At 31.5% G+C, this 15,578-nt stretch carries 12 protein-coding genes and 1 pseudogene; 12 read left to right on the top strand and 1 reads right to left on the bottom strand.

Features of this window, described 5'->3' with window-relative positions; all coding sequences use genetic code 11:
* Window positions 1-269 precede the first annotated feature (269 nt).
* From QZU90_RS09280 to QZU90_RS09310, 7 genes are all read left to right on the top strand, one after another.
* Window positions 270-662 carry a DUF356 domain-containing protein gene (locus QZU90_RS09280; RefSeq protein WP_296856808.1) on the top strand — a complete coding sequence of 131 codons (393 nt, stop codon included), beginning with the start codon at window positions 270-272 and terminating at the stop codon, window positions 660-662.
* Window positions 663-886: 224 nt separating this feature from the next.
* Window positions 887-1,390, top strand: a complete 504-nt coding sequence (locus tag QZU90_RS09285) for a multiprotein bridging factor aMBF1 (RefSeq protein ID WP_296856809.1) — start codon at window positions 887-889, stop codon at window positions 1,388-1,390.
* A 351-nt stretch (window positions 1,391-1,741) separates the two neighbouring features.
* On the top strand, window positions 1,742-3,016 hold the full coding sequence (gene pan / locus QZU90_RS09290; RefSeq protein WP_296856810.1) for a proteasome-activating nucleotidase: 1,275 nt from the start codon (window positions 1,742-1,744) through the stop codon (window positions 3,014-3,016).
* A 357-nt stretch (window positions 3,017-3,373) separates the two neighbouring features.
* A complete protein-coding gene (locus QZU90_RS09295; protein WP_296856811.1) occupies window positions 3,374-5,173 on the top strand; it encodes a PH domain-containing protein in 1,800 nt (599 codons plus the stop codon).
* A 109-nt stretch (window positions 5,174-5,282) separates the two neighbouring features.
* Complete coding sequence (locus tag QZU90_RS09300; protein WP_295607785.1) at window positions 5,283-6,518, top strand: NAD(P)/FAD-dependent oxidoreductase; 1,236 nt, start codon at window positions 5,283-5,285, stop codon at window positions 6,516-6,518.
* 116 nt (window positions 6,519-6,634) lie between these two features.
* Complete coding sequence (locus QZU90_RS09305) at window positions 6,635-7,669, top strand: TIGR01177 family methyltransferase (RefSeq protein WP_295607782.1); 1,035 nt, start codon at window positions 6,635-6,637, stop codon at window positions 7,667-7,669.
* A gap of 193 nt (window positions 7,670-7,862) precedes the next feature.
* Window positions 7,863-9,236 carry an MATE family efflux transporter gene (locus QZU90_RS09310; RefSeq protein WP_296856812.1) on the top strand — a complete coding sequence of 458 codons (1,374 nt, stop codon included), beginning with the start codon at window positions 7,863-7,865 and terminating at the stop codon, window positions 9,234-9,236.
* 83 nt (window positions 9,237-9,319) lie between these two features.
* Here QZU90_RS09310 and QZU90_RS09315 read toward each other — a convergent pair whose 3' ends face one another.
* Window positions 9,320-9,688, bottom strand: coding sequence for a hypothetical protein (locus tag QZU90_RS09315; protein ID WP_296856813.1), 369 nt, complete (start codon window positions 9,686-9,688; stop codon window positions 9,320-9,322).
* A gap of 449 nt (window positions 9,689-10,137) precedes the next feature.
* On the opposite strand from QZU90_RS09315, the pseudogene QZU90_RS09320 reads away from it, so the two are divergent.
* The 5 genes and pseudogenes from QZU90_RS09320 to QZU90_RS09340 all read left to right on the top strand — a co-directional run bounded on the left by QZU90_RS09320 (window position 10,138) and on the right by QZU90_RS09340 (window position 15,571).
* A pseudogene (locus QZU90_RS09320) lies at window positions 10,138-10,676 on the top strand (helix-turn-helix domain-containing protein).
* Between the two features lie 155 nt (window positions 10,677-10,831).
* Window positions 10,832-12,505, top strand: coding sequence for an AMP-binding protein (locus QZU90_RS09325; RefSeq protein ID WP_295607773.1), 1,674 nt, complete (start codon window positions 10,832-10,834; stop codon window positions 12,503-12,505).
* Window positions 12,506-12,643: 138 nt separating this feature from the next.
* Window positions 12,644-12,898 (top strand): ferredoxin family protein, encoded by a 255-nt coding sequence (locus tag QZU90_RS09330; RefSeq protein ID WP_296856814.1) that lies wholly within the window; start codon window positions 12,644-12,646, stop codon window positions 12,896-12,898.
* A complete protein-coding gene (locus QZU90_RS09335) occupies window positions 12,899-14,065 on the top strand; it encodes a 3-methyl-2-oxobutanoate dehydrogenase subunit VorB (protein WP_295607769.1) in 1,167 nt (388 codons plus the stop codon).
* Between the two features lie 12 nt (window positions 14,066-14,077).
* Window positions 14,078-15,571 carry a 2-oxoacid:acceptor oxidoreductase family protein gene (locus QZU90_RS09340; protein ID WP_394350211.1) on the top strand — a complete coding sequence of 498 codons (1,494 nt, stop codon included), beginning with the start codon at window positions 14,078-14,080 and terminating at the stop codon, window positions 15,569-15,571.
* Window positions 15,572-15,578: the final 7 nt, after the last annotated feature.

Genomic DNA, 15,578 nt, shown 5'->3' on the forward strand with positions numbered 1-15,578 from the left:
TCATAACAATTATTTTTTAAATTTTTTGTTCATTAATTATACTGTTTTTTATCTATTTTTCTATTTATTTAATTATAATTATTTATTATTCAATTTTTTTAAATCTTTATTTGTTTTTATTCAATATTTTAAGTCTTATTGTTTATTTTTTAATTTAATAAGTTTTTAATAGTAATATATTTAAATAAAAAAATATAAATTAATATATAGATTTTTAAATAATGTAAATCATTTATTTTATTTTTTTATTATATGATTATAGGGATAATATGGCTTTGGTATTAATTAGAGGAGAAAACAATTCAAAAATTCTTAATGCAATTGCAGATGTTGAAAGACATGCGAATTTAAATTTAACTACAAAACCTAAAAAGATTGATGCAAAATATGCAGATAAAATTGTTGAAAACATTTTAAAGGCTCCATTAAGAACCAAATCAAAAGTTGCTACTGCATTTCGAATAAAGGAAGACACTGCAACTGCAATTGTTCAAATCAAAAAGATCCATCCCCCTGCTCATATTGTTGTAATCAGCAATGATTATGAAGATTATAAAGATTTAAATAGATCATTAAATGATGCAAAAGTATTCAGAGGATATTACTCTGGCAAAAAGCAATCAACCCAAATGAAGGATTATAAAGCTAATAAGAGTGAATAAATTAGTATAATCCCTTTACTTTTTTTAATTTTTCTACTTTTTATGGCTATTTCTATTTTAATATTCTCTACTATTTTATGGCTATTTCTATTTTAATTTATTTTCTAATCCCAATTTCAATGTCTATTTTTCACTTATCTTATCTAGTTTTCAGTTAACTTGGTAAATGCCTTATTAGAATTATTTAAAAAGTATTATATAATTCAAAAATCATATATTTAAACATGAATTGTGAAATATGTGGTAAACCTATAGAAGGCAGACCTATAAGAACAAAAATAGATGGTTCAGTTTTAGAAGTTTGCAAGGAATGTTCTAAATTTGGTAGAGTACAAAAGGACACTCCTCTTGAGAGGAAATTTGTTTCTAGAAACAAAAAGGGAAATCCTCAAAGACCTCAAGCAAACAAACAGAATGTTCAAAGAAGACGCAGAGAAGAACCTATGGATGAATTGGTTGAAGATTATAATGTATTAATCAGAAAGGCTAGAGAATCTAAAGGTTGGACTAGAGAAGAATTAGGCGCTAAGATGTATGAAAAGGTTTCAGTAATTAACAGGATTGAATCTGGCAAGATGGAACCTGACATTAAATTAGCTAAAAAGTTCGAAAAGACTTTGGGCATCACTATAATTGAAAAATATGATGAAATGGATTTGGAATCATTTAAAAGTTCTGCATCAGGTCCAAATACATTAGGAAGTATTGTAAAGATCAAAAGGAAATAATCCTTTCACAATGTATTTTACAATATTTTCAATTTCATTTTTTCATGATTATTGTTCTATTTTTTTACTATTGATTCGATAATTTTTCATGAAACTATTTTTCGAAATTATTTTTCTTACTAAAATTAAGAAAAACTTTATATATTACTATGTATAAATTATTTTATAATCTACGAATATTTAGATTTTAATAGAATTATAATATATAACAATTATTATAATCCTAAATCTATCTTAAAATGTAAAATTGTTGTAAAATTAATTTAGAATATCTTAGAGTATTCTAAAACAAATTTAAAAATTAATTGAAAATTATATTGATAATTCATAATCTTAAAGGAGGAGTATAATATGGAAGATTCTCCAAATGAAGTTCAAAATATCGCTAGTCCCACTAAAATAGATGAAGTGGATGAGCCAAAAACCGTTGAAGAACTTCAAAAAAAACTAGACTTGCTAAAAGCAGAAAATACAAAAACCAAACGTAATCTCATGTGGAAGGTTAGAAAGCTTGAAAAAGATAAGATTCTAACTGAAAATGAAAAGATACGTTTAGAAAGAGAGTTAAAATCATTAAGAGGTGAAGTTGAAAGATTCAGATCACCTCCACTTATATTGGCTACCATTACTGAAGTCATTGATGATTCAAGATTGACTGTTAAAAGCAGTACTGGACCAAGTTTCCTCATTAACTATTCAAAGTTCTTGGATGAGAAATTATTGAAACCAGGTTCAAGAGTAGCTTTAAATCAACAAACCTTTGGTGTTGTTGAAGTATTGCCTTCTGAAAAGGATGCAAATGTTTCAGGTATGGAAATTGACACCAAACCTGATGTAACCTATGATGTGATTGGTGGTTTGGATGATCAAATCATTGAAGTTAAGGAAACAGTGGAATTACCTTTAAAACATCCTGAATTGTTTGAAAAGGTAGGTATTGACCCACCTAAAGGTATTCTATTGTATGGTCCTCCAGGAACTGGTAAGACCTTGCTTGCTAAGGCAGTGGCTAACGAAACAAATGCAACATTCATTAAGGTTGTTGCTTCTGAATTCGTAAAGAAATATATTGGTGAAGGAGCAAGAATGGTTAGAGAAGTGTTTGAGCTTGCTAAGGAAAAGGCACCAAGTATCATCTTCATTGACGAGCTTGATGCAGTGGCTGCACAAAGACTTAAAAGTTCCACCAGTGGAGATAGAGAAGTTCAAAGAACTCTCATGCAATTGCTTGCAGAATTGGATGGATTTGAATCCCGTGGGGATATTGGTATCATTGGTGCTACCAACAGACCGGATATATTGGACCCAGCATTGCTCAGACCTGGAAGATTCGACAGATTCATTGAAGTTCCAGCTCCAAATGAAGAAGGAAGACTTGAGATTCTCAAAATCCATACCAAGAGAATGAACTTGTCTTCTGATATTGATTTAAATGATATTGTAGCTCTTACAGAAGGATTCGCTGGTGCAGACTTAAAGGCTATCTGTACAGAAGCAGGTATGTTTGCTATCCGTGAAGAAAGAGACCATATCATTATGGCAGACTTTGAGGATGCTATTAACAAGATTTTAGGTAAAAATAAGGAAGGCCAATTAGATGACAATGGCGGAGTAATGTTCGGATAATTTCGAACTTACTTTTCATTTTTTTAATTTTTTTATTTATTTTAATTCTATTTTTTATATTTTCATACTCATTAAATGGCCTGTGATGAACCCTATGAGCTCTGATACGTGATGAATGATGGGCGATCTGAGGCCATTTTATTCTTATTTTTTTTAAATTATTTTTATTTCTTTTTTTAATTCTTCTTTTTTTATTTTTTTATATTTTTATTCTTCTTTTTTTATTTTTTATTATTATTCTTTTAATTTATTTCACTTTTTTTAAGTTTATCTAACTTATTTTCTCTTGATTTATTCAATTTTAACCTATTCTTTTACATAAACTATATTTAAAATAAAAATTATAAATATAAACTAATGTTTGGTAAAGATAAAAAAGAAGAATTTCATGAAAAAATATTATATGAGGCACAACCTAATATTTTTGTCTATTCAAAAGGAATTTTAATATCAATGTTTGTTCTCGGATTTTTATTTTTCTTGTATTCTGCGGGTATTCAATACATTGGGAACATGAATGTCTATTTGATTGAATCAACTAAAGTTCCAATGACACGTTATTTTGCAATAGCTGTGTTTATCTTAATAATGATTGTATTGCTATACATCATATTAAAGCTTTTAATCTGGACTTCAATCAAGTATACAATCACTGAAAGCAGAGTGATTGTTGAGAAGGGCATACTATTGCAAAAGAAAAACTACATGCCTTTTAACACTATTCAGGATGTTAGCCGTTCCCAAAGTCTTTTAGGAAAAATATTTTCAGTAGGCACTATAACATTATACAGTGCTTATGATGGAAAGGATTTGGAATTGAAGGATGTTTCCAGCCCTAAAAAGATTGAAGATATCATATTTGAGAATATAAGGGGAACCCATTTAAGATCTCGCAATTTTTATGATGATGATTTTAATTCCAATTTCAATCCAATAAGGCCAAATCAGGAACCTGGCCATTATAGGCGTATGGAGGATTTGGATGATTTGGAATTGGTCGATGCGAAAGAGCGTAAAAGACAACTTAGAGAAATAAGACGCCAAGCTAAACAATCCAGAAACAATCCAAATTATAACTCAAATTATAATTCCAATTATAATTCTCCTTATGGTTCCAATGATTCCTATTTTGATGATTATAATAGTTATAATGATTATGGTAGCTATGATTATGATAATTATTCAAGAGATAGGAACTATAGAGAAAGCAGGGCTCCTAGGGATAATTTCAATAATCAATATGATTCAAGAAGAAGGCCTGATTCACATCATCATCAGTATTCAGGAGCTATTAAAGATTCCTATTCAAGAAATCCTGATAAATACTTTGCAAATAATTATGAGGAATTCCATCAAAATAATTTAGATGCCCAAAGGGATTATAATGACCACATTCAAGGTGGAAATCAATATGCTAAGGATTATAATCAAGAGGCTCCAAAGACAGAACAGAAGTCCAAAGGTCTTTCCAGATTCAATCCATTTTCAAGCAATAAGAATGATGAGGATGTTTATGGAAATATATCTGATGCAGAGTTTGATACCACTATAAATCAGGCTATGCAGGATATGGGAGATAACCTTAAATTCAAACCATCTAATGATAATCGCTTTAGAGATAATCATAATCAATCTTATGGCTCTAGGGGATATGATAGGGGCTATGAAAATGGGCAAGGCAGGAATTATGATATGAATTATGATGGTTATGATGATAGATTCTATGATGACTTCTCTGATAGCCATTATAATGATAATTCTCAAAGATTCCATGATTCTAGACCTTTAAGAGATGATTACAATAATTCCAATCATTATGATAATCGTCATGAGAGCTTTAATCAAAGGGATTATAGGCAAAATGAGAATTTTAATGATAATTATAGGGGATCTAATTCAAGAAATCCAAATTATGGTTCCAATTCCCCACATTATGATGCAAATCATACCAGGTCATACTCTGGTGATGGTGAGATAGATTATAAATATAGAAGTCCTAGAGAATCAAGAAAAAGATCTGGACGTAATTCAAGTTCTCACTATGATAATTATAATCATTATAGGGATGAATCTGAGGGGGAAGCATCTGGAAAGGATAAAAAGAATAAAACTTCAGATGATCTCTTTGAAAAGCATTCCAGAAAATTCAGGAGATAATTTTCCATTAATTATCAATTTTTAATTAATTTAATTAATTCATTTCATTTTTAATATTTTTTATTTTATCTTTTATTAAGCTCTTTTATTTCAACTATGTGGGTTAACTATGAGTTTTGATTATGATGTCACTATCATTGGAGCAGGTCCGATTGGTTCAACTTTAGCATATGAATTATCTAAAGAAGATATTAACGTCTGTCTAATAGATAAGAAGAAAGTAATAGGATTGCCATTGCAATGTGCCGGCATAATCAATAAAAAAGTGTTGGACATCAATCAATTTCCAGAGGAATTAATATTAAATAAAGTCAAAGGTGCTATTTTACACAGTAAAACTCATTCATTATCTGTATCTAAAGAGGAAGACCAAGCAATAATTATTGATAGGGTTGCATTGGATCAATTCTTATACAACAGGGCTATTGATAATGGTGCTCATTCCTATTTGTCCTCTAAGGTTCTAGCTATTGATTTTAATGAAGGAAAAGTTTCATTTCAAAGGGAATCAACTGAAAAAACCATTAAATCAAAGATTATTGTTGGTGCAGATGGGCCTCTTTCCATTGTTTCTTCTGCATTTGGCAATGATTTGAAATTTTATTGTGCAAGCCAATATTTGGTGAAGGTTGATGAGGATAATGATCAAATGTCATTTGTAGATTTATATGCCTATGGAGATTTATTTCCCGGTTTCATATGGCAAATTCCAGTGAATAAAAATACTTATAGGATAGGTATGTTCTCCACATATGATTATAAAAGGCAAAATGAGATTTTAGATGATTTCTTAGAAAATGATTTCAGATACAATGATTATGAAATAATTGAAAAGTACAAGGGCAAGATTCCTATTTACAATAAGAATAATAAATTGTTTAAAAATAGGGGTTTGCTTATTGGTGATGCTGCTTCACAGATTAAGCCAACTACTGGTGGAGGGCTTTTGATAGGTTTTGAAGCGGTTGAGATGGCTAAAAAGGCTATTGTTAAAGCGTTGAATTCAGAAGATTTCAATTCCATAAACCATGAAAAGGAGACTAATGATGACAGCAAGATATTACAGGATAGTCTCAAATCTTATCAAAAGGATTTTGAAAAAAGATTCCTAAAGGAATTTTCATATCAGTTTAAGGTTCAAAAGACATTATGCACATTATCAGATGAAGATTTGGATTATTTCTTTGAAAAGCTAAAAGAAAAGGAAGCCGATAAATTGATATCTGAATATGGAGATATGGATAATCAATCAATACTTGTTAAGGAATTCTTGAAAAGAGGTTTGGTTCTATCATTGTTACCAGCCATTCATAAAAAGGAATTGGCTAAGATTTGGTTATTATAATGCTTATTATTTGATTAAAAATTAATGTATGATTATTAAAAAATTTATTATTTGATTAAAAATTAATCTATGATTATTAAAATATGTATTATTTGATTTAAAATTGGAGATAAAAAATGGATTTATTGTTAATCTTATCACAGGAACATGACAAATTACCATTGGCTGAACTTAGAGCCGTATTGGAAATTGAGGAAATAGAGACAGAAATGGAAATTGTTTGTCCGGGATTGGTTATTTTAAGAAATCTTGAAGAAGATGTTTTTGATGATTATTATAGAATCTTCGTTAGAAGGTTAGGTTATACTCATGAGGTTCATCAATTGATTGATGAATGTGATTATGAAGATTTGGACAGTGCTGTTAAAGCTATTGACTGGTCAGAATTTGTTGATGAGAACTTTGCAGTTAGAGTAAAAAGATTCAATACTGAAATAGATACGGTGGCTACTGAAAGAAGAGTAGGTCATTTGATTCTAACAAACACTGAAAATATTTCAGTTAACCTATCAAACCCAAAATCATTTATCAGAGTTGTAGCTCATCAAAGTCATGTTTATCTTTGCTTTGGAAAATATCAACTTAATAAGAAGTATTTTGAAGAAATGAAACCTCATAAAAGACCATTTTTCCATCCAGGTTGCATGAGCCCTAAACTTGCTAGATGTATGGCTAATTTAGCTAGGGTTAAAGAGGGGGATGTTGTGCTTGATCCTTTCTGTGGTACTGGAGGAATCCTTATTGAAGCAGGTCTTATTGGATGTAAGGTAATCGGTTGTGACATTGATTGGAAGATGAAAAAAGGAACTGCAACCAATTTGGAATATGCAGGAATCACAGACTATAAGACTCATGTAGTTGATGTCCGTGAACTTGAAATGTATGAAGAGGTTGATGCAGTTGTAACAGATCCTCCTTATGGAATTTCCACAACCACTTGTGGTGAAGGTGCCTCTGGTATTTTCAGTGAATTCTTGCAATCAATTGAACACAGTATGAAGAAAGATGCACTTTTAGTGATGGCTAGTCCACATACATTAGATATCGATTCACTGCTCAATGATGTAGGTTTCATATTATTGGAAAGGTATGAGATTAAAATGCATAGAAGTTTAACTCGTATCATTTCTGTGATAGCTAAAATTCATTAAATTGAATCATTTTATTTTTTTAATTAATAATTAGTTTACTATGTAGATAACATAGTAAACATTTTTTATTTTATTCTATTTTTTCTTTTTTTCCTAAATTTTTAATTATTTTTTCTTTCAAATTTTATTTTTATTTTTTTAGTTTTATTTTTTATTTTTAATTTTTTATACTATAAGAACACAATATATTCTTATGGAAATCAATAAGAATATTGAGTCAATAATCGGAGATCCGAAAAAAGCAATTAATAGGCTGGCTTATCCTACAATATTGTCTATGCTATTGATGTATGCAAATAACCTAATTGACAGTATGTGGGTAAGTGGACTTGGCTCTGGACCACTTGCCGCTTTAGGATTCATGTCTCCATTGTACTTGGTTATTATTGGTTTTGGTGTGGGGATTGGTGCAGGTGCCAATTCTTTGATTTCACGATTGATTGGTGCCAAACAATATGGGGAATCCAATAATGCAGCTATTCACAGTATTGTACTTGCATCAATAGTATCCATTCTTATTTTGTTGATTGGAGTTTTCTTTTTAAGGGATTTGCTTATTCTCTTTGGAGCCAGTGAAGTAATTGATTTTGCAATGGACTATGGGATGATTATCTTTTTAACTAGTTATATTATACTCTTTCCAGCAGTGGTTTCAAGTCTTTTTAGAGCAGAAGGGGATATTAGAAGATCGGCGGTGCCTTTGGTTGTCAATGCAATATTGAATATGGTAATGGATCCTATTTTTATTTATTACTTTAATTGGGGCATTAAGGGAGCAGCTATTGCAACAGTGTTGTCTACACTTGCAAACTTGCTTATGATGCTTTATTGGTATTTTATTAAAAGGGACACTTTCATAAAATTAAGCTTAAAGTATTATCATAGAAAAATGGAAATATATAAGGAAATCCTTTTGGTAAGCTTGCCTGCAAGCTGTGAAGAGGTGATTTATTCAATTGTAGCTATTTGCTTCAATTATTTGATTTTCATAACTGCTGGTACAATGGAAGTTGCTATTTTTACAGTTGTATGGAGATTTGTTTCCATTGGATTCCTGCCATGCATAGCTATTGGGGTCTCTACAATAACAGTTTCAGGAATTGCATATGGGGCTAGAAATTATGAAAACTTCAAGACAACAATAAACTATTCAACTTTCATCAGTTTTATTATAACCTTGATAATTTGCGCTATATTCTTTGTCTTTGCATATCCGATTTCAGAGGGATTCAATTTCATAAATGGAAATCCTCAAATGATTTCAAGAACTGCAGAGGTTCTTAGGATAATGGTTTTCTATAATCTTTTCATTCCATTTGGAGCAACTGCAGCATATGTTTATCAGGGTGTAGGTTCTGGATTCAAGTCATTGGCATTGACAATTTTAAGAGAATTGATTTTAAGCGTTTTCTTTGCTTATATCTTTGCAATTCCGCTTAAAATGGGAATATTTGGAGTTTATTTAGGTGCAATAATAGGTATGGTCTTAGGTTCTTTCATTGGATTTGTGTGCATAAAACTCTATGAGAGAAGCTTTAAAAAAGTGTGTGAAAAAACAGTTGTGTAAAAATAGAAAATTTATTTAAAATATAAAAAAAGTAAAAAAAGTAAAAGTTGGTAAATGTTTTACAAAAAGTTCAAAAGCTTGAACTAGTGTAAACCACAGCCAACACATTCATGTGCAGGAATACCGATTTCCTGTTCTTCATCGACTATTTCTTGTTTTAATTCTTGAACAGTCACTGAAATAAAGGAATATTCAGGTTTTTCAATGATTGGAGAAATTCCCTTAAAGTAGCAGTGGATATTTCCAGTGCATGCAATGTCAATGAGAATTGGTTCAGGGATTTTAAATCCTTTAAAGTATGATTCAATTTCGTTGATTTGATCTTTAGGAACTCTGAGGTTAAAAGACATCATTCCATCTTCTTTTGTTCTGATTCCAACGTGTGCTTGATTAACTAATAATTCGTTTCCGTATTCTTGTTTAAATATTACGCAGTCTTCTCTATTTACCATACTAGTCCCTCCATTTATTTCAGTATAATGTAAATTAAAGTTTTTATTAATTAGTTTATTATTATTGTTTTATTTAATATAAACTTTTTTATAAAAATCATTTTAAATTTTAATTTTCTTGTTGAAATTCCATGAAATTTTCCTTTATTTTCAAAAAATATAACCATATCAAGTCTTTATTTCAATATCGCTTGAATAATATTCTTAATTTAGTTAATAAAGCAAAATCTCTTAATTTTATTATTTTTTTATAGTTTCTAAGTGGTTTTTACCATAATATTTATATTAGTTTAATTACAAATCTATTGAATGCTATGTATTATATAATTATTTATATAATAATATGAAATTAAAGAGATTATGTAAAATTTATATAAATATGGCATTTAGAAAAAAATTAATGTACAAATTGAATTTATTTAAAAAACAAAAATCAAAAGATGGTTAAAATGAGTGACGTAAACAAAGATATCGGAATGAGGATTAGAGAATTAAGAGAATTGTCCGATATTACAACAGAAGAATTGATGTAGACGAAGAAACTTATATTTCATATGAAAATGGTATTATTGACATTCCAGCTAGTTTCTTATACCAAATTGCACAGATTTTCAATGTTGATTTAGCTTTGATTCTTACTGGTGAAGAAACTCGTATGACTTATTTTGATGTAACAAGAGCAGATAAAGGTTTTGCTGTTGACAGAAGGAAAGAATATAAGTATGAAAACTTATGTAAGAAATTTGTTCATAAAAAAGCTGAAATGTTTATTGTAACTGTTGATCCTAAAGAAGATGCTATTCCTTCTTTGAATTCACATGCCGGTCAGGAATTTAACTATATTCTTGAAGGAACCGTTAAAATATTCATTAAAGACAATGAGATTATTTTAAACGAAGGAGATTCTATATTCTTTGATGCAACTTGTGAACATGCAATGATTGCTTTAAATGATGAAAAAGCTAAATTTTTAGCTGTAATCATGTAATTGAAATAGAATATTTAATGAATATTTGACTGAGCATATTGAAAAAAATTATATTTAAATAATGAATATTTGACAGAAAAATTTACAATAAAATAAGAAGGATTAATGGCTATATTCAAGGGGAATATTAGCTTAGATTAAAATAGAGTGATAAAATGACATCTTTAATAGGAAACTTTGTAAACAGAGTTGATTTTAAATCGTACAAGGATTTTTACGATAATTTTGAATTTAATGTACCAAAGGACTTTAACTTTGGTTTTGATGTAGTGGACGAATATGCAAGAATAGACCCAGAAAAGCTTGCATTAATCTGGTGTGATGATAACGAGAAAAGGGTGTTTACCTTTTTGGATATGAAAAAATTATCCAATAAGGCTGCAAACCTCTTCAAATCACAAGGAATTAACAAAGGGGATGCAGTATTGCTTACCTTGAAAAACAGGTATGAATTCTGGATCTGCATGACTGCACTTCACAAAATCGGTGCAATAGCTATTCCAACCACTCACATGGTAAAGCTTCATGATATTATATATAGAGTGGAAAATGCAAGCATTAAGATGGTTGTCTCTGTTGAAGAGGACCAATTGATTCCAGATTATGAAGCTTGTGAACAAGAGTTAGGCATTGAGCTTAAGAAGGCTCTCGTAGGAAATATCAATAAGGAAGGTTGGTTAAACTTTGATGAGGAACTTGCTAAAATGAGTGATGAGTTTGAAAGGCCAACTGGAGAAGATGCAACTCACGAGGATGAGACTTTCCTCATTTATTTCTCAAGCGGTACTACTGGAAACCCTAAAATGGTTGCACATGCTCACACTTATGCAATTGGACACTTAATTACTGCTAAATACTGGCATAATGTTGTAGAAGACGGTGTTCACCACACATCTGCTGATACCGGATGGGGTAAAGCAGTATGGGGTAACTACTACGGTCAATGGATTTCAGGTTCTGCAGTATTTGTTTACGATTATGTAAGATTCAATGGTTTGGATTTAATGGAAAAGATCATTGAAAACAATGTAAACACTTTCTGTGCACCTCCAACAATCTACAGATTCTTGATTAAGGAAGACTTATCCCAATTTGACTTTTCAAATGTCCAATATGCAACTACTGCTGGAGAGCCATTGCCTCCGGAAGTATTTAAAAGATTCAAGGAATTCACTGGATTGGAAATTAAAGAAGGATTCGGTCAAACTGAAACCACTCTTTCATTGGCTACATTCATTTGGATGGAATCTAAAACAGGTTCTGTAGGAAAACCATCCCCTGCATTTAAAGTAACCCTTTTAGACTCTGACCACAATACTGTAGATATCGGTTCTGAAGGAGAAATCTGTTTTGATATAACTGGCGAAAGATCTGTAGGTTTATTTAAGGAATATTACAGAAACCAAGAGAAGACTGATGAAGTGTGCCATGATGGTTATTACCACTGTGGAGACACTGCATATGTTGATGAAGACGGTTATTACACATTTGTTGGTAGAAATGATGATATAATCAAGTCTTCAGGTTATCGTATTGGACCGTACGAAGTGGAAAATGCAGTAATTTCCCACCCTTCAGTATTGGAATGTGCAATTACTGGTGTTCCTGATGAATTGAGAGGCCAAATTGTTAAGGCAACAATCGTTCTTGCAAAGGGATTCGAGCCAAGTGAAGAGCTTAAAAAGGACATTCAGAATCATGTAAAGCATGAAACCGCTCCTTATAAGTATCCAAGAATGATTGAGTTTGTTGAAGAATTGCCTAAAACAATCAGTGGTAAGATTCAAAGAAAGATAATCAGAACTGAAGATGAGAATAAACTTAAATAATTATTTTTCTCTTCTTATTATTTTTTTTAAACTTTTCAATTAATAATCAGATTAAGTTTAAAAATCAATAATCAATCTTATTAAATTATACAATTTCAAAAAATTAAAAAATTAAATTTATTATAGGATAGTGAATAAATGAATGTAAATCAAATTAAACCATATCCTGTCATTAGCAAAAACAATTGTAAGGCATGTTTAAGATGTATAAGCGCTTGCAAAGAGGAATGCCTTAAATTAAGTGAAGAGATTAATGATAGTGGATATCAATATGCAGAATATACTGGAGAAGGCTGTATTGGTTGTGGAGATTGTTATTACACTTGTCCTGAACCATTAGCTATTGAAGTTCATATTCCTAGAAGGACTAGAAAACCTAAAGGAGATGCTTAAATGAGTAACCAAATTGTAAAAGGAAATACCGCTGTAATCATTGGAGCATTATATGCTGGTTGTGATTGTTTCTTTGGCTATCCAATCACCCCTGCAAGTGAGATTCTCCATGAGGCATCCAAATATTTCCCAATGGTAGGAAGAAAATTTGTACAGGCTGAAAGTGAAGAGGCTTCTGTAAACATGATCTATGGTGGAGCTTCAACTGGTCACAGAGTTATGAGTGCATCATCTGGGCCTGGAATCAGCTTAATGCAAGAAGGATTCACCTTTTTAGCTGGTGCAGAATTGCCTGCAGTTATTGTAGATGTAATGAGAGCAGGTCCTGGTTTAGGTAATATCGGTCCTGAACAAGGAGATTATAATCAAATAGTAAAAGGTGGAGGTCATGGAAACTATAGGAATATAGTATTGGCACCTAACAGCGTTCAGGAAATGTGTGACTTCACCATGAAGGCATTTGAGCTTTCAAACAAATACAGAAACCCTGTTGTAGTGCTTGCTGATGCTGTATTAGGTCAAATGGCTGAACCTTTAAGATTCCCTAAGGAGGCAATTGAACCTAAGATTGATGAATCATGGGCTGTAAGGGGAAATAAGGAAACCATGAACAATTTAGTAACTTCCATTTTCCTTGACTTCAATCAATTAGAGGATTTCAACTTCCAAATTCAAGAAAAGTATGAAACCATCAGGCAAAATGAAGTTGTCTATGAGGAGTATATGGTTGAAGATGCTGAAATTGTAATTGTAGCTTACGGAACAAGCAGCAGATTATCCAGAACTGCTGTTGATGTTGCAAGAGAAAAAGGCATTAAATTAGGTCTCTTAAGACCAATCACCTTATTCCCATTCCCAGAGAAAAGAATTAAGGAATTGGCAGATAAAGGTGTTCAATTTGTTTCTGTTGAAATGAGTAACGGTCAATTAAGAGAAGATGTTAAGGCAGCAGCTAATTACGATGATGTCCATTTGGTAAACAGAATGGGTGGAAATGTAATTGAGCTTAAGGATATTCTTAATGAAATCTATAAGATGGTAGGAAGTGATGAACGTCACAAGGTTCAAAGTGACGAAAAGGATTATGATGCAAGCTACCTAAATGATAAGGAATATCAGGAAGAATTAGACAATGATAACTATTATAATCATAGGGTTGTAGATTAGGGAGGTGAAAGTATGGATAATATTAAAGTAACTGATGAAAACACTGAAAAAGTTCAAATGACTGAAATCGAAGAAAAAGTTATTAAAAAGCCAGAATCCTTATATGACAGCTTCCCTAGAAAAGGAAATGACATTTACAATACTCATTACTGCGCTGGTTGCGGTCATGGTATTTTACATAAATTGATTGCAGAAGTGATGGATGAATTGGATATCCAAGAAAGATCCGTAATGATTTCTCCTGTAGGATGTGCTGTATTCGGTTATTACTACTTCAATTGTGGAAATGTACAGACTGCACACGGAAGAGCTCCTGCAGTTGCTACAGGTATTTCAAGAGCTGAAGACAATGCTATTGTAATGAGCTATCAAGGAGATGGGGATTTGGCTTCCATTGGATTGAATGAAACATTGCAAGCTGCTAACCGTGGAGAGAAATTAGCGGTTTTCTTTGTAAACAACACTGTTTATGGAATGACTGGTGGTCAAATGGCACCAACAACCTTGATTGGTGAAAAGACTGTAACCTGTCAAAATGGAAGAGACGCTAACTTTGCAGGATATCCATTGCACTTATGTGAATTATTGGATAACCTAAAGGCACCTGTATTCATTGAAAGAGTGTCCTTAGCAAATCCAAAGCTTATTAGAAAAGCTAAAATAGCTATTAATAAAGCTTTAATGATTCAAAAGGAAGGTAAAGGTTATGCTTTCGTTGAAGTTTTATCACCTTGTCCAACCAATATTAGAAGAGATGTGGAAGGTGTTGAAGACTTCTTGATTAATGAAATGGGTAAGGAATTCCCTGTAAAAAGATTTAGGGATTTATCCAAAGAAAGAGAACCTAAGGAAAGACCTGTAAGTGATTTCTCCATTGAAACTCTTGATAAAGTCTTTGGAATTGACCGAAGCAAGGAAATCAAGGAAATCGAAGAGGACTTTGATGACATTAAAGTTAAAATAGTAGGTTTCGGTGGTCAAGGAGTTTTAAGTACCGGTCTCACCCTTGCTCAAGCAGCATGTAGTGAAGGTAAGGAAGTGTCATGGTACCCAAGTTACGGACCAGAACAAAGAGGAGGAACTTCCAACTGTTCTGTAACCATTTCAGCTAAAACCATCGGTTCTCCAGTTGTGGAAGAATGTGATATCTTAATCGCAATGAACAAGCCTGCTTTAGAAAAATACTCAATAGATGTTAAGGAAAAAGGAATAATCTTATATGATTCCCGTGCAGGAGATTACAATAAGGATAATCTTCATGTAAAGGATGATGTGGAGATCATTGCTATTCCAGCAAGAGCCATTGCAACTGAAGTAGGTAATGCAAAGGCAATGAACACTGCAATTTTAGGTGCTTTAATGGAATTAGGTGCAGATAGCCCTATCTTATCTAAAGAGGCATTTGAAAACGGTATTAAGGATACCTTTGCAGCAAAACCAAAACTCATTGATTTAAACTTAAAGGTTTTGGAAGCTGGAGCAACTTGGTTAAGAGAAAACCGATAATCTCTTA

The sequence above is a fragment of the uncultured Methanobrevibacter sp. genome, assembly GCF_902784195.1.
In the GTDB taxonomy this organism is placed as follows: domain Archaea; phylum Methanobacteriota; class Methanobacteria; order Methanobacteriales; family Methanobacteriaceae; genus Methanobrevibacter.

Excerpts from the sequence above, each read along its gene's own strand:
- QZU90_RS09280 (WP_296856808.1), top strand. The coding sequence starts at position 270 with ATGGCTTTGGTATTAATTAGAGGAGAAAACAATTCAAAAATTCTTAAT.
- QZU90_RS09285 (WP_296856809.1), top strand. The coding sequence starts at position 887 with ATGAATTGTGAAATATGTGGTAAACCTATAGAAGGCAGACCTATAAGA.
- pan (WP_296856810.1), top strand. The coding sequence starts at position 1,742 with ATGGAAGATTCTCCAAATGAAGTTCAAAATATCGCTAGTCCCACTAAA.
- QZU90_RS09295 (WP_296856811.1), top strand. The coding sequence starts at position 3,374 with ATGTTTGGTAAAGATAAAAAAGAAGAATTTCATGAAAAAATATTATAT.
- QZU90_RS09300 (WP_295607785.1), top strand. The coding sequence starts at position 5,283 with ATGAGTTTTGATTATGATGTCACTATCATTGGAGCAGGTCCGATTGGT.
- QZU90_RS09305 (WP_295607782.1), top strand. The coding sequence starts at position 6,635 with ATGGATTTATTGTTAATCTTATCACAGGAACATGACAAATTACCATTG.
- QZU90_RS09310 (WP_296856812.1), top strand. The coding sequence starts at position 7,863 with ATGGAAATCAATAAGAATATTGAGTCAATAATCGGAGATCCGAAAAAA.
- QZU90_RS09315 (WP_296856813.1), bottom strand. The coding sequence starts at position 9,688 with ATGGTAAATAGAGAAGACTGCGTAATATTTAAACAAGAATACGGAAAC.
- QZU90_RS09325 (WP_295607773.1), top strand. The coding sequence starts at position 10,832 with ATGACATCTTTAATAGGAAACTTTGTAAACAGAGTTGATTTTAAATCG.
- QZU90_RS09330 (WP_296856814.1), top strand. The coding sequence starts at position 12,644 with ATGAATGTAAATCAAATTAAACCATATCCTGTCATTAGCAAAAACAAT.
- QZU90_RS09335 (WP_295607769.1), top strand. The coding sequence starts at position 12,899 with ATGAGTAACCAAATTGTAAAAGGAAATACCGCTGTAATCATTGGAGCA.
- QZU90_RS09340 (WP_394350211.1), top strand. The coding sequence starts at position 14,078 with ATGGATAATATTAAAGTAACTGATGAAAACACTGAAAAAGTTCAAATG.